Consider the following 14,426-nt stretch of genomic DNA (forward strand, 5'->3'; position numbering starts at 1 on the left):
GAAAATTGCTGCGGCGATGTCTGTGACAATCTGGCCGTCCCGCCGCAGCTTCGTTTGACCAGACACACGTTGAAACCGTGGACCTTCGAATAGCGCGTAGAGATCCTCGGCCATTCACTCTTCAATTCGCGTAGCGCCAGTCAGGTGGGCCTTGGTTGGAACTGCTTCGCATCGCGGCCGTTACCTTTGCTCAGGAAAACCAGATCGAGCAAATTACTTACCACCTGACTGCGAGGGAGTTAGATGATGATCCTTGCGATCGGTGCAGCCGGCAGATTCGGCGGCTATGTCGTTCCGGCGCTCGCAAAGCGCGGCGCGAGAATACGCGGTTTCGTCCACAAGCCCGGGGATGCCGATCGCGCGCGAAGCCACGGCGCAGCCGAGGTCGCGATCGGCGATCTCCATGACCAGGAGAAACTCGACGCGGCGCTTACTGGCGTGCACTCTGTATTCTATATCGCCCCCGCCTTCATGCCGGACGAAGCCGACCTAGGGATGCGTTTGGTTGACGCTGCAGTTCGTGCTCGCGTACGCCGCTTCGTGTTCTCAGCCGTGATCCATCCGGTCCTGTCGGCTCTCAGCAATCACACCGCCAAGGCGCCGGTAGAAGACGCCATCCTCAATTCGGGCATGGAATATACATTGCTCCATCCAGCCCGGTTTTATCAGAATTACGCAGCCTTCTGGCCCACGGTAATGAAGGAGCGTTTATTGGCTGAGCCGTGGTCGGCAGACACCCGTTTCTCTCTCGTCGACTATCGCGACGTTGCCGAAAGTGCAGCGATCGCATTGACGGATGATCGACTGCTTTACGGTACATTCGAGCTCTGTGCTCCCGGTTATTGGGATCGCAAGCGCGTTGTCGCGCTCATGAGCGAAGTGCTGGGGCGCGAGATCAAGGAGCGGCGCGACCTTGATGTCCTCAGCGAAGTCCCGCAGGCCGAGAGAAGGATGTTCGAGCACTACGACCAACATGATCTGCTCGGAAACCCGCTGACGCTGCGGGCGATCCTCGATAACGAGCCACGTACACTCAGGGCCTACCTCGAGGAGCTAGCGGACCACTCTGATGACCGACACATTCTAGCCGAACCAAAGAACTGAAAATAAAAACGAGAGGTCCCAGGCCGCTCGAGGCCGCTCTGCGCCCTGGACTGGCAAATTTCTCCAAAGTTCGGCCAAGCTCCCCCACATCGACGCTGACGAGAAGGGTCCGATACACTGTGAAATGAAAATTTCAGCTGGCTAGGGCTTGCGTTTCGAAACACGGCAGCCAGTTTTGAAGGAGGAGATGATAATGACCAAAGTTCGCGCCCTTGTCCTTGAACGCCAGCACGAGCTTAAGCTGCGTGACATAGATCTGCCCCAGACCGTCGGCCAGGGCCAGGTCCGGATCAAGATCCACACTGTCGGGGTTTGCGGCTCGGACGTCCACTACTATACCCACGGCCGCATTGGCCCGTTTGTCGTCGAAGCACCGATGGTTCTGGGGCATGAAGCCGCCGGGACGATTGTCGAAATTGGCGAAGGCGTCGAGCACCTGGAGATCGGCGACCGCGTTTGCATGGAGCCGGGCATCCCCGACCCGAATTCGCGGGCGAGCCGGCTTGGCCTCTATAACATAGATCCTGCCGTAAGGTTCTGGGCAACGCCTCCTGTCCATGGGGTGCTGACGGCCCATGTCGTTCATCCTGCCAACTACACCTTCAAGATACCCGACAGTATCAGCTTCGGCGAAGGCGCGATGGTGGAGCCTTTCGCCGTGGGGATGCAGGCGGCGACAAAAGCGAAAATCAGCCCAGGCGATACAGCTGTTGTGCTTGGCGCCGGACCAATTGGCACTATGGTCGCGATCGCTGCCCTTGCCGGGGGATGTTCCCGGGCAATTATCGCCGATTTTGCGCAACCCAAGCTCGAAATCGCCGCCGGTTATCAGGGGGTGATCCCGGTCAATCTTCGAGAAGAGGACCTGGTGAGGGAGGTCAAGCACTTGACCAACGGCTGGGGCGCCGACGTCGTGTTCGAATGCTCCGGCTCGCCCAAGGCGTGGGAGACGCTTCTTGACCTGCCGCGGCCCGGCGGCGCTGTGGTGGTCGTCGGCCTGCCGGTGGCGCCGGTCCCATTCGACATCGCGACCGCTTCGACCAAGGAAGTCCGTATCGAGACTGTGTTCCGCTATGCCCATCAGTATGAGCGGGCGATTGCTCTTATGGCGTCGGGACGGGTCGACTTAAAGCCACTCATTTCGGCGACCTTTGCCTTCGAGGACTCTATCGCGGCCTTCGACCGTGCGGTCGAAGGCCGGCCGGCCGACGTGAAACTTCAGATCACCCTGCCAGATTAATGTGAGCCTGGCTGCTCTCAAGTCTTGACTCCTCGCGCGGTCGTCACGCTTTGGCGGCGGAGACGGGTGATGGCATCGGGCCTGCATGGCTGCGCGGCCGCGTGACCACCTGGGGGTTTGTCGGTATTCGCCGACAAGCTTGCCTGATCCCCTTAGCTTGGAGAACAGTTCATATTTGCCCCTGATAGTCAACGTGCGGATCAACTCCCGCGGGCTCCGCTCAAAGCCGTCTTGACAAATCGACGGCCGTCCCACACGCTACCTTAACAAAAGGCACAACAAACTTACAAAAGTTCAAGTTGGCACGATCTGGCCGGTAGGGAGAAGGCCGATGCATCTCTGTCACCCAGCGGAGATTTGCGCGTGAGCACGGCGACTTTCACCCGAGAGAGGTCCGGGTGGGCCCTGCCCCGGTTCATGACGGCCGAGCATCCGTTTCCCTGGCTGGCACCGATCACGGTGATGCTTCTCGTTTTCGGCATCTATCCTCTCGCCTATTCGGTCTGGCTGTCCTTTCACAAACGCAATGTCGTATCGCGGCAGCTTGATTTTGCCGGATTCCACCAGTGGGCACGCGCATTTTCGGATACGCGCATGTGGGATGCGTTGGAAACGACACTGATCTATACATTCATCGCGCTTGCGGTTCAGCTTGCACTCGGCATCCTCATCGCCCTCCTGCTTGATACCGATCGCAAGGGGTACGGGATCCTGCGGGCGCTGATGACACTGCCGCTGGTCGTGCCGCCTGCGGTTACCGGAATGATGTTCCTGCTGATGCAGGACGGCTCTTTCGGTGTCCTGTCGTTCTATCTCTATGCCCTCAACCTGATCTCGCCGGCACAGCCGATCTTGACCCAGCCGGTAACCGCATTGCTGGCGATCCTGCTGGCGGACATATGGCAATGGACGCCGTTCATGGTGCTCATCATACTGGCGGGCCTGCGGGCGCTGCCGAAGGAGCCTTTCGAAGCCGCGGCGATCGATGGCGCCAGTGGGATCCAGACATTCTTGCGACTTACACTGCCGATGCTGCGCAAGGTGATTGCGGTTGCGGTGCTGATCCGCGGCGTCGATCTTTTTCGAATCTACGACTACGTCTACATCATCAGTGCCGGCGGGCCGGGCACGGCTACCGAGACGCTCTCGTTCTACGCAGGCCGGATCTATTTCACGGGAGATTTTCCCTACGCCGCGACCTTGTCGCTGATCGTGCTCGTCGTCCTCATCGGAGTGTCGAACCTCTTCGTCAGGCTTTTCAAGGTAAGGTTCTGATGGAGCCCTCCCGCGCCCAGATGATCGCACGTGACCTGCTCGCCGTGTTGGTGGTTGCGATCTTCATGTTCCCGATCGCGTGGTGGGCGCTGTCCTCCATCAAACCCTATTCGGCGATCTTCGACCGCAGTGGACCGGTCTACATCGGCTTCAAACCGACGCCGGACAATTACCGCGTGACGCTGCTCGGCGTGTCGCGAGTTGATATCGGCATGGAACAGGGGGGCGAGGCGGCCGGAGTAATAAAGGGAGGCGCCAGTTCTTACGATTCCCGCCAGTCGCTGCTCGCCAGCGCGATCATAGCGGTCGGGTCGACGGCACTGACACTGGTCCTGGCGACGCTGGCTGCCTATTGCCTGTCGCGAATGCAGTTCAGCGGGCAGCAGTCGTTCCTGTTCTGGATCCTCTCGCAGCGCTTTATGCCGCCCATCGCGATCGTCATACCGATCGTTTTCATGTTCCGGGATCTCGGCCTGCGCGATACTTATACTGGGCTCATCCTCGTCCACAGCTTGATCAATCTGCCGCTGGCGGTTTTGCTTTTGAAGTCGTTCTTCGACGATGTTCCACGCGAGGTTGACGAGGCGGCACTGATTGACGGTGCGACGCGCTGGCAGACGTTCGGACGCGTAGTCCTTCCTATGGTGAAGGGCGGCGTCGCCGCGACCGCCGTACTATGTTTCATCTTTTCATGGACCGAGTTCCTGCTGTCGCTGTTCCTGACAACGTCCATCCGCACTGTCCCGGTGAAGATCTCGACGTTTGTGACTTCGACGGCCACCGAATGGGGCTACATCACAGCACTCGGCACGTCTGCGATCATACCGAGCTTCATCTTTATCCTGCTGGTTCAACGGCATCTGGTCCGCGGCCTGACCCTTGGATCTCTCAAGGAGTAAGGCCGGACGAGAAGAACGACGACAAACGCAACGGAGGAACGATCATGAGCTTCAGAGACCACGACAAGAAGACATTCGTCGCCGATACCTGCAACGACTTTACAGCGCGTCGAATAACCAAACGCGACTTCATGAGGAAGATGGCGCTGGCGGGCATTGGCTTTTCCGCCTTCGGATCGGCTATGCTGGGTGGCGGTCGCCCCAATCGAGGGATGCTGGGCTTCGGGGTCGAGGAGGCCCGGGCCCAGGACACGGACATGCTGAAGTGGCTGGCCGATGTCGGTAAGCCATATGCCGGCACGAAAATTCGCTACACCTCGGAAGCAACGCCGCCCACGATCGTCGCTAACCAACTTGTCGCGGGTGAATTCACGAAAGCAACCGGCATTGAGGTCGAGGTCGAGATCGTGCCGCTAGAGCAGGTTCTCGCCAAGGCCACGCAGGACGTGCAAGGCCAGCTGGGCACCTATGATGTCTACTATCTTGACCAGTCCTGGATGGCGACATTTGCACAGGATGTCATCGATCCGCGCGAGTATTACGACCAGAACAAAGCGCTGGCGATGCCCAATTTCGACTGGGACGATTTCTCCAAGCCGCTGGTCGACGGTATCGCCATGTACAATGGCAAACAGTGCGGAATTCCCTTCGATATTCCGATCTTTATCCTGATGTATCGCAAAGACCTTTTCGACAAGCATAATATCGCCTTGCCGACAGACCTCGACGCCTATCTCAAGGCCGTGCAGGCGCTGACTGAGGCGGAAAAGGGCAATGGCATCTTTGGCACCGCATGCCAGGCGAAGTCCGGCCATTATTCGCTCGAATGCGACTGGACCTTCGCGCTTTGGGGTCATGGCGGTTCGATTTTCAACAAGGATAAGAAGTTCGTCGGCAACGATGAGCGCGGCATAGCCGGGCTGAAATTCTACCAGGAACTGGTCAAGAACTCGCCACCGTCGGCAACGACATGGACCTGGGATGGACAGGGGCAGGCCCTGACACAGGGGCAGGCCGCCATGGCAATCACCTGGGGCGAGGATTTCCCCGGTTTCGATGCCAACGATTCCAAGGTCAAAGGCCTCTTCGAGGCCTTGCCTGCGCCCAAGGAGGTTCCCGGCCGCCGCGCCACCGCGGATTGCGGCTTCAACGAAATCCCGGCCGTCGGTCATCAGGGCGGCTCGACGATTTCCCTGTCGCAATATTCCAAGAACAAGGAAGCGGCTTGGTTGTTTATGCAGTGGGTCTGCTCGAAGGACGTGATGGCGCGGGTCTCGACGCTTGGCGGCGGCGCCTCGCCGATGCGCAATTCCTCCTTCACGGATCCTCGGGTCAAGGCGAAGGCCGTGGTTGGACCAGGAACAACACGCCATTTCGAGGCGATCAAATACACAATCGACAATCAGATGGGATCTGAGCCGGACATGCCCATCTGGGCGGATCTGTCGAACAATGACATCCCGGTCGAACTCGGCAAGCTGCTGACTGGTCAGGACTATGGCGGGGACGCCAAGGCATGCCTCGATGCCATCGCCCACATTGTCGACGGTAAGGTCAAGGACGCGGGGCTTTAATGGCGTAATTGGGCTATTTCGGCGATGGCGGTTTCGACCGCCCTCGCCCTTGGCAATGTGGCGGCAATGGCTCCGGATCTCGTCATCGGCATTGATTCCTCGACCTCGGCAACCAAGGCAATTGCCTGGGACCGCAATGGNATGGCTCCGGATCTCGTCATCGGCATTGATTCCTCGACCTCGGCAACCAAGGCAATTGCCTGGGACCGCAATGGACGCAGCGTGGGGGAGGGTCGCGCGCCGATAGCAATGTCCAACCCGCGCTCGGGGTATTTCGAGCAGGACCCGGCCCAGTGGTGGGCTTCGGCGGTTGCAGCGCTGCGCACCGTAACTGCAACAGTTTCGCCAAGGCGCATTGCCGCCCTAGCCATTTCCAACCAGCGCGAGACCTTTGGCCTTTTCGACGAACAGGGCGAAGCGCTCCGGCCCGCGACACTCTGGCTGGACGAGCGGGCTCGCAAGAAAGCACGCCGCTTCGGTGAGGCATTCGGCGCGGCGCGCGTCCACGCGATATCCGGCAAGCCGCTGGACGTCATTCCTTGCCTTTATCGCATGATCTGGTTTCGCGAGGAGCAGCCCGAGATCTTTGCCCGGGTGGAGCGAATGGCCGAAGTTCATGGCTATCTCGTTTTTCGCCTGAGCGGCCGATGGGTAACATCGACTGCCTCAGCGGACCCGATGGGTGTGCTTGACATGCGCGCAATCGACTGGTCGAACGAGATACTGGAAGCGGCAGGCGTCGCCCGGCGGATGATGCTGGACTTGGCTCGGCCAGGGACGGTTGTGGGCCAGGTAACTCAGGAAGCCGCCACGCTGACAGGCTTGCGGGAGGGGACGCCGATCGTGGCTGGCGGCGGCGACGGTCAATGCGCCGGAACGGGCGCCGGTGTGTTGCAGCAGGGAAGCGCTTACATCAATCTTGGCACAGCGGTCGTCTCGGGAAGCTTCGGCACCGAGTATGTCTGTGATCCGGCCTTCCGCACCGAAAATGCCATCGCTGAGGATGGCTACATCTACGAGACGTGTCTGCGCGCCGGCACTTTCCTCGTCGACTGGATGGCGCGCGAAATGCTGGGCGTCGATCTGCATGGCTGCAACGGCGAGCTGGAGGCGCTTGAGGCCGAGGCCGCAGCCAGCCCGATCGGCGCTGGCGGCATAATGCTGTTGCCCTACTGGCAAGGCGTCATGGATCCCCATTGGAACAGCGGCGCTCGCGGTGTGATTGCCGGGCTTTCCGGCTCGAGCCGCCGCGGCGACATCTATCGCGCAGTGCTGGAAGGCATAGCGCTCCATCAGGCAGCTACAAGTCAGCGGGCCGCTGCCGCCGCCCACCAGGACATCGACTACTTTATAGCGATCGGCGGAGGAGCGAAGTCCGACCTGTGGATGCAGATTCTGGCAGATGCACTCGACCGTCGCGTAAAGCGTTCGACGACCGTGGAAGCCTCCTCGCTCGGCGCGGCAATGGCAGCGGCAAAGGGGGTGGGCTGGTTTTCCACCATCTCCGAAGCCTCCCTCGCAATGGCCAGCGAATCCGCCAAATCTTTCGAACCCAATGCAGTCCATGCCGGCCGGTATGCCGAACTTCTTGCGATTCACGCCGATCTTTGGCCGACGATTTCGGCCTGGAACCAGCGACTGGCGGCTTTCACGGAGGCTGATGGTGGCTGAGACGATCAACTGGAACGCCCTGATCGAGGATGTTGTCGCAGGACGCTGGAAGGATCCTGAGACAGGCGCGGCCGCTGACCTGCCCTTCCAGACGATCGAATTGCTGGAGACGACTGAAGGCCGCGAGGCGGATCTCATCGCGCCTCTGGCGCTGGGCAGCCGGATTGCTGTCGTGTCCGATGTCAACACTTTCGAAGTAATGGGGCGACGCGTCGCTAAGGCGCTGCGCAGTGTAGCCGATATTGACGCAATCGTGCTTCCCGACGGCCTCGACTGCGAAGAAACGACGATCGAGTTGGTCAGGGAGAAAACGCGTCACGCCGACGGCATCGTTGCCGTCGGGTCTGGAGTCCTCAACGACAGCTGCAAGCACGCAACCTTCCTCGACGGCCGGACCTATGCGGTCTTCGGAACCGCAGCGTCGATGAATGGCTACGGCGCCTCGACTGCGTCGGTGACGTTGGCTTCAGGGCTCAAGATCTCGCTGCCCTCGCACGCCCCGCGCGGCATCTTCCTGGACCTAGGTGTGTCGGCGGCAGCGCCAAGCTGGCTCAGTGCTGCTGGCCTTGGCGACAGCCTCTGCCGGTCCACCGCGCAGGTCGACTGGTGGGCTTCGCATCGGCTTTTCGGGACCTATTACTCCGACGTGCCCTATCGGCTGCAGGCCGGCGACGAGGAGCCGATGCTAGCCCACGCGTCTGGCCTGGCGTCGCATGATCTCACCGCCGTCGGGCATCTCCAGCGCGTGTTGACGCTTTGCTCGATGGGAGTCTGCTTCGCGGGCGTTTCGCACCCCGGCTCCATGGGGGAGCACCAAATCTCCCATTGGGTCGACATGTTCGCGCGAGAGCATCATCCCGGTACCACCCATGGTCAGCAGGTTGGCGTGGCATCGCTGGTCATGGCGCGGCTGCAAGCGATGCTGCTGGACATGGAAGAGCCCCCTCGGGCAAAGCCGACGCCCATCGATGAGGCGGCGATGCTGGTACGCTACGGTGCGCAACTTGGACCGCTTTGTATAGCCGAAATGAGGAAGACAGCACTCGACCACAAAGAGACAGAAGCTTTCAACCGGAAGCTTGAGGAAATCTGGCCGGCTCTGCGCCGGGAGCTTCGGCCGATGGCTATGCCGGTCGCCCGCATGGAAGCAGCGCTCAAGGCTGCTGGAGGCCCGGTCACCGGCGCCGAATTAGGCCTGCCACGAGAGCTTTGGCACGACGCCATCCGCTGTTCGCGAGAAATCCGAGGCCGCTGGTCCTTTGTCAATTTGGCGGCCGATGCAGATCTCCTGGAAGAATTTCTGCAGAGCGAACGGTGAGACCGCATTTGCATCGTCCCAGTGGCTCGCATGGCGAATGGAAACGAACGGCAAGGGAATTGAAGGGTAGCAATTTATGGCGTCTGTAACCATCAACAACATAAAGAAGGACTATGGCGCCGTAGAGGTGATCCATGGACTCGACCTTTCGATCGAAGATGGCCAGTTCGTCGTCCTGTTAGGCCCCTCCGGATGCGGCAAGTCCACCCTGTTGCGCATGATTGCCGGTCTTGAGCCCATCACATCCGGTCGCATCGCCATAGGCGACCATGTCGTCAATACCCTTCATCCCAAGGATCGCAACATCGCGATGGTGTTCCAGAATTACGCGCTTTATGCGCACATGACGGTTTTCGACAATATGGCCTTTTCCATGCAGTTGAAGAAACGACCTAAGGAAGAGATCAAACAGAAGGTAGGATGGGCCGCGTCAGTTCTCAATCTGACTCCCTACCTGGAACGGTATCCTCGCCAGCTTTCCGGCGGTCAGCGGCAGCGTGTTGCCATGGGCCGCGCAATCGTGCGCGATCCAACCGTGTTCCTGTTCGACGAACCGCTGTCCAATCTCGATGCCAAACTGCGCGTGCAGATGCGGACCGAAATCAAGGAGCTCCACCAGCGGCTGAAGACCACGACAGTATACGTCACGCACGATCAGATCGAGGCGATGACCATGGCCGACGTCATCGTAATCATGCGAGACGGCTACATCGAACAGATCGGGCGCCCGCTCGACGTCTATGATCGCCCGGAAAATCTCTTTGTCGCCTCGTTCATCGGCTCGCCTGCAATGAATATGTTTCATGGTGAGGTGGCCGATGAAGGGGACGCAGGGGTGGTGCGGATCGGTGACCTCGCCCTGCCGCTACCACCAAAGGCCGCGGTCCGCCCGGGCCAAAAGGTAGTCTATGGCGTCCGCCCCGAGCATCTTCGACCTGTGACGGATGGGAGCGGCATCCGGGCGACCGTCACTGTTGTCGAGCCGACTGGTCCTGAAATCCATATCTTCGCCAGCGTGGGCAACATCGTGGTCTGCTCGGTACTGCATAGCCGGATGGAGCTCTCTCCCGGGGCGACAATCCATCTGGAGCCCGCGCCAGACCGAATTCATCTGTTTGACCAAGGCAGCGGCGAACGGCTGGACAAGGGAAGAAACTGAATGGCGCGGATCGTCATCCTCGGTGCCGGCGTCATGGGCTCGGCCATGACGCTTCCGGCCGCTCACGCGGGTAACAGCATCAGCCTCGTCGGGACCCATCTTGATGAAGAGATCGTTGCATCGGTGGCCAGCACAGGGCACCATCCGCGTCTCAACGTCACTCTGCCAGCCGCCGTTGTCGCCTACCCCTGGACTGGATTCGTTGACGCGATGAGCGACCGACCCGATCTACTTGTGCTCGGTGTCTCGTCGGCTGGCGTTCCCTGGGCGATCGACCGTATCGCCGAGAGTGTCACGTCGCCCGTGCCGATTTTGATGGTTACAAAGGGGCTCGCCGCGCGAGACGATGGCATCGACATCCTGCCACACGTGGTTGCCCGCGAAATTCAACGGCGCACCGCTTTGTCGATGCCGGTGATGGCAGTGGGCGGACCGTGTATTGCCGGAGAACTGGCGGCCCAGCGCGATACCTCTGTGATGGTGGCAGGGCACGACGCCGACAGTATTGCCGCGGCATCTCGCCTCCTGCGAGCCCCCTTCTATCATGCGCGGGCGTCGTCCGATCTCGCCGGGGTTGAAATCTGCGCCGCTTTCAAGAATTTCTATACGCTCGCAGTTGGGGCTCCAGTCGGGCTTCTTGAGCGCGACAACAAGGCGCCGAACGGCGCACTCATGCACAATCTTGCCTCGTCACTTTTTTCGCAGTCCCTCCAAGAAATGGCGATCCTTGTCGAAGCCCTGGGCGGAAAAATCGCAACCGTGCGGGGATTGGCCGGTTCCGGCGATCTTTACGTGACCTGCCAGGCAGGCCGCAACGGTCGAATGGGACGCTTGCTCGGCTGCGGCTTGCGTTATTCCGTGGCAAAGCGCGACCATATGAGTTCGGACACGGTCGAGGGGGCGCAACTGGCGCTGGATCTTGGCCCGACATTGGAGAGAATGATGAGCCGGGGCAAACTTCCTCGCGATCGCCTGCCGCTGACGGCCGCCATAGTCGAAGCAATTTGCCATGACGCTCCGCTGGTATTGTCCTTCGACAGTTTTCATCGTGGATAGGCGAATACACAAAGCGCTTCACGTCGATGGCACGGTCCGCCGAGCCACTCGGCTATCGTAGCGCCCCGTGTAGAGGAGGACTTTTGATGGAGAAACCACCAAGAAAGAAACGCGACGGCCGCCAGATCCTAGCGAATTCCGTCAGCGTCGATCGCGAGGAAGGGCTCCTTGTCCGGGCCGCCTGGCTTGCCTATGTGGGTGACCTCACACAGGCGCAAATCGCCAAGTCTCTCGGTCTAACCCGCCTTCGCGTCAATCGGATGCTGGCGCTTGCCCGCGAGCGGGGGATAGTCCAGATTCGGATTAATTCCAAGGTAGCCAGCTGCATAGATCTAGAGCACCGGCTGCGGGTCGTCTATGGCGTCTCTGATCCAATCGTGGTCCCAACGCCTCCCGATCCCGCTTTGATACCGCAGGTCATTGCAGCCGCGGCGGGCGAAGCCCTGTCGGCTAGAATCCGGGACGGAATATCCGTCGGCGTGGGTTGGGGGAGGACGCTCCAGCTCAGCCTCCGGTCTGTGACAGTGCGCCCGGTGAAAGGAATGTCGATCGTTTCTTTGCTCGGCGGCCTGACGCGGGGGTCGGCCATCAACATTTATGATATGGCTTCTCGGCTTGCGGCGCTGTTCGATGCCGAATGTTTCTACATCGCAGCCCCGGTGTTCACGGATACCGAGGCCACGCGCGATCTGCTCATGCGCCAGTCCATTCTGGAAGATGCCTTTACACATGCCCGTGCTGTCGAGGCCGCTTTTGTTTCAGTTGGCGCGGTTCACAAGGACGCCACGATTTTTCGCATCGGGCTGGTGGGCGAGGATGACCTCACGTCCCTCCAACACGCAGGCGCCGTTGGCGATATCTGCGGCCACTGGATCGATGCGGACGGACAACTCGTCGATCACCCGCTCAACCGGCGCGTTATCGGCCTCGCACCTCAAAACTTGCGTGACATCGATACGGTGATCTTGCCTTCCGGTGGACTCGAAAAAGTTCCGGTGCTGCGCGCTGTATTGCGTCTTGGCGTCGTCGATGTCCTGATCACCGACGAAAAGACTGCTGAATCGATCCTTTCAGAAAAGTCCTAGAGAGGACTGACTGATTTTAGGGGCGCGGACTTGTCTTGGTCGTCCAGATTTCGACTATTCGTTTAGCAGCTTTGCGCGCGTAATGCCTGCCGCTTGCTATAAACCACACCGACGGGATCCTGGAATCTGGGTCATATTCGAATTTGCATATCGAGGTCGACGGCATGGTACGCCGTCAAGCCGGCATCATAGCATGGAGTCGTGACGCTGATCCGGCGCTGGGCGACTATGGACCGCCGTCCGTACTTTTTCACTAATGGCGAAGTGCCGGACGTGGACTGAAGGTGATCATCCGCCGAGAGGACAGGCCGACCAATACTCTAGGCGCAAACTGGGTGTTCAAGGCTAATCAGCACCCCAATTGCCGGGGCCATGAAAGAAGGACTGGATTTCCTCCATGTCGACTTGGCCGTCGCCATTCTCGTCCACTGCATTGAATATGCGATCCACGAAATCCTGCATTTCGCTCTGTGAGACCGAACCATCGCCGTCGGCATCTATGATGGCAAACATCATTCGCATCCTTGCGCCATGCATCATCCTGGCTCCCATGCGCCCGTGATTTTCGGCCATCCGCCCTCGTTCACGCCCGCCCATTCTGGGCTCTCCGCCCCCACCGTCGCCACCTTCCCGTTCTGCTTGCGAACGCCGATCCTCGTGCATCTTTTCTTGCATCATCTTGTCCATCATCTGACGCATCATTTCCCTCATCGAATCTTGGCTCGGTCCTGTGCCTTCAGGTGATCCTCCGGGGCTATGATCCTGTGCTTTGATTGCGGGCACGGGCGTCCCGCTCGACTGGGCCAATGCTGGCAAGGCGCATATAGCCAGCGCCGCGGCGACTGCCGTCGCTTTGATCGTGCCTGACATCGTGTTCTCCTTTGAGTGATCTGTAACCCAACATGTTGGCATCTCAGCCCAAACAAGCTGATCGCTTTCTGGTTCCTCGCAAACGTTCGGAAGACCTGGTTCGGTGATGGGGCCAATGTCGCCGAATTCACCTGATGAACTGAAACGAGAGGACCGCGAGCACGACAATGACGAGGCCGATAAGGTAGATGACACTGTTCATGGCCCGTTCGCCTGGGGCCCGAGGACGATCGTCGAAGTCAGCGACCGCTCATGGAGCGAGACTTCCGAATCTCCACCGAGGCCAAAGGTGGGCATGGCGACGGCTTCCACCATGGTTCGCATTCCGCCGACGGTGGCGCCTTCCGGATCGAGCCGCAGGCGGCCGCCGTCGAGAACGGCGATGTCGGTGGTGGTGCCGCCGATGTCGGACACCACTGCCTCATCTAGGCTATCATGTACCGCGCTCCACCACGCTTGCCGCTGGGTCCTGACAGGATGGTCTCGATCGGCCTGGAGCGAGCGAATTCAGCGGTAATAAGCGCGCCGTCGCCGCGCACGACCATGAGCGGAGCGACGATCCCGCGTCTTGCCAGAAAGCGTCGACAAGGCGATCGATCATCGAGATCAGCCGGGCGTTGAGGAAGCGTGGTTAGCGCCCGATGAGGGCCGCCGAGTTTCGACGACAGTTCGTGTGAACAGGTCACTCGGAGCCCGGTACGCTCGCGATGATGTCCCCGCCATGTCGTCAGTGCCACGGGGCGTGATCGGGAGCCGTTCATACCCTAAAAGAAAGGCGCAAAGGATTTTGGCGGCCGGCCTCAATGGCGTTCGCGGCTGAAACACGACATGCCGAGAATGGCAGTACCGAGCTTCACCAACTTGTCCGGCGAAGGCCAGTGGAGATCGCGCCCACCCCGATGTTATTTGCTGGCCGGGGGATGCAGCCTTGTGTCGAGGGCAAAAGCTTCCTGGAACTTAAGCGTGTAGGAAGCTGCCGCCTCGCTCGCCACGAAGATGATGTTCCAGCTATGTGAAGAGACCGCACTTGGCATAGCATTCGCGCGACCCTGCCGTCGTGCTCGCGCCAACTCGAATGGCTCTCCCGGTTGGCCAGCTCAACGCCCAAAACCGGGCGCCGGTCCTCCCAATCCACGCCGATCGCCACCAGCACTGCCTGGCTGGCGATCAGGCCC

The 14,426-nt window shown here is 60.0% G+C and carries 11 protein-coding genes and 3 pseudogenes; 10 read left to right on the forward strand and 4 right to left on the reverse strand.

Features of this window, described 5'->3' with window-relative positions; all coding sequences use genetic code 11:
* Positions 1 to 246 precede the first annotated feature (246 nt).
* The 10 genes from X744_RS158660 to X744_RS1000000171920 all read left to right on the forward strand — a co-directional run bounded on the left by X744_RS158660 (position 247) and on the right by X744_RS1000000171920 (position 12,381).
* Positions 247 to 1,104: an NmrA family NAD(P)-binding protein gene (locus X744_RS158660; protein WP_245266568.1), complete on the forward strand. Its 858-nt coding sequence runs from the start codon at positions 247 to 249 to the stop codon at positions 1,102 to 1,104.
* A gap of 193 nt (positions 1,105 to 1,297) precedes the next feature.
* The gene (locus tag X744_RS158655) at positions 1,298 to 2,344 is read left to right on the forward strand and encodes an NAD(P)-dependent alcohol dehydrogenase (RefSeq protein ID WP_031260122.1); all 1,047 of its coding nucleotides are present in this window, start codon (positions 1,298 to 1,300) and stop codon (positions 2,342 to 2,344) included.
* Between the two features lie 363 nt (positions 2,345 to 2,707).
* Complete coding sequence (locus tag X744_RS158650; protein WP_245266570.1) at positions 2,708 to 3,619, forward strand: sugar ABC transporter permease; 912 nt, start codon at positions 2,708 to 2,710, stop codon at positions 3,617 to 3,619.
* The gene (locus X744_RS158645) at positions 3,619 to 4,518 is read left to right on the forward strand and encodes a carbohydrate ABC transporter permease (protein ID WP_023758886.1); all 900 of its coding nucleotides are present in this window, start codon (positions 3,619 to 3,621) and stop codon (positions 4,516 to 4,518) included. Before X744_RS158650 ends, X744_RS158645 begins: the two co-directional genes overlap by 1 nt.
* Before the next feature lie 44 nt (positions 4,519 to 4,562).
* Positions 4,563 to 6,092: a sugar ABC transporter substrate-binding protein gene (locus tag X744_RS158640; RefSeq protein WP_023758887.1), complete on the forward strand. Its 1,530-nt coding sequence runs from the start codon at positions 4,563 to 4,565 to the stop codon at positions 6,090 to 6,092.
* Between the two features lie 24 nt (positions 6,093 to 6,116).
* On the forward strand, positions 6,117 to 7,763 hold the full coding sequence (locus X744_RS158635) for an FGGY-family carbohydrate kinase (RefSeq protein ID WP_023758888.1): 1,647 nt from the start codon (positions 6,117 to 6,119) through the stop codon (positions 7,761 to 7,763).
* Positions 7,756 to 9,081, forward strand: coding sequence for an iron-containing alcohol dehydrogenase (locus X744_RS158630; RefSeq protein ID WP_245266572.1), 1,326 nt, complete (start codon positions 7,756 to 7,758; stop codon positions 9,079 to 9,081). Before X744_RS158635 ends, X744_RS158630 begins: the two co-directional genes overlap by 8 nt.
* Positions 9,082 to 9,157: 76 nt before the next feature.
* On the forward strand, positions 9,158 to 10,240 hold the full coding sequence (gene ugpC / locus X744_RS158625) for a sn-glycerol-3-phosphate ABC transporter ATP-binding protein UgpC (protein ID WP_023758890.1): 1,083 nt from the start codon (positions 9,158 to 9,160) through the stop codon (positions 10,238 to 10,240).
* Entirely contained in the window at positions 10,241 to 11,296 is a 1,056-nt protein-coding gene (locus X744_RS158620) for a hypothetical protein (RefSeq protein WP_023758891.1), read from the forward strand.
* Between the two features lie 86 nt (positions 11,297 to 11,382).
* On the forward strand, positions 11,383 to 12,381 hold the full coding sequence (locus X744_RS1000000171920) for a sugar-binding transcriptional regulator (protein ID WP_198032218.1): 999 nt from the start codon (positions 11,383 to 11,385) through the stop codon (positions 12,379 to 12,381).
* Positions 12,382 to 12,726: 345 nt separating this feature from the next.
* On the opposite strand, the gene X744_RS1000000171930 is transcribed toward X744_RS1000000171920, so the two are convergent.
* The 4 genes and pseudogenes from X744_RS1000000171930 to X744_RS1000000173610 form a co-directional block, all read right to left on the reverse strand.
* Positions 12,727 to 13,251, reverse strand: a complete 525-nt coding sequence (locus tag X744_RS1000000171930; protein ID WP_031260128.1) for an EF-hand domain-containing protein — start codon at positions 13,249 to 13,251, stop codon at positions 12,727 to 12,729.
* 213 nt (positions 13,252 to 13,464) lie between these two features.
* Positions 13,465 to 13,958, reverse strand: a pseudogene (locus X744_RS1000000171935) (hydantoinase/oxoprolinase family protein); the annotation flags it as partial.
* A 195-nt stretch (positions 13,959 to 14,153) separates the two neighbouring features.
* Positions 14,154 to 14,306, reverse strand: a pseudogene (locus tag X744_RS1000000175090) (RES domain-containing protein); the annotation flags it as partial.
* A gap of 5 nt (positions 14,307 to 14,311) precedes the next feature.
* Positions 14,312 to 14,426: pseudogene (locus X744_RS1000000173610) on the reverse strand (transposase); the annotation flags it as partial.

It is taken from the genome of Mesorhizobium sp. LNHC252B00 (assembly GCF_000502955.1).
Classification (GTDB): domain Bacteria; phylum Pseudomonadota; class Alphaproteobacteria; order Rhizobiales; family Rhizobiaceae; genus Mesorhizobium.

Coding starts and splice junctions, on each gene's coding strand:
- X744_RS158620 (WP_023758891.1), top strand. CDS start 10,241: ATGGCGCGGATCGTCATCCTCGGTGCCGGCGTCATGGGCTCGGCCATG.
- X744_RS1000000171930 (WP_031260128.1), bottom strand. CDS start 13,251: ATGTCAGGCACGATCAAAGCGACGGCAGTCGCCGCGGCGCTGGCTATA.
- ugpC (WP_023758890.1), top strand. CDS start 9,158: ATGGCGTCTGTAACCATCAACAACATAAAGAAGGACTATGGCGCCGTA.
- X744_RS158655 (WP_031260122.1), top strand. CDS start 1,298: ATGACCAAAGTTCGCGCCCTTGTCCTTGAACGCCAGCACGAGCTTAAG.
- X744_RS158660 (WP_245266568.1), top strand. CDS start 247: ATGATCCTTGCGATCGGTGCAGCCGGCAGATTCGGCGGCTATGTCGTT.
- X744_RS1000000171920 (WP_198032218.1), top strand. CDS start 11,383: ATGGAGAAACCACCAAGAAAGAAACGCGACGGCCGCCAGATCCTAGCG.
- X744_RS158645 (WP_023758886.1), top strand. CDS start 3,619: ATGGAGCCCTCCCGCGCCCAGATGATCGCACGTGACCTGCTCGCCGTG.
- X744_RS158640 (WP_023758887.1), top strand. CDS start 4,563: ATGAGCTTCAGAGACCACGACAAGAAGACATTCGTCGCCGATACCTGC.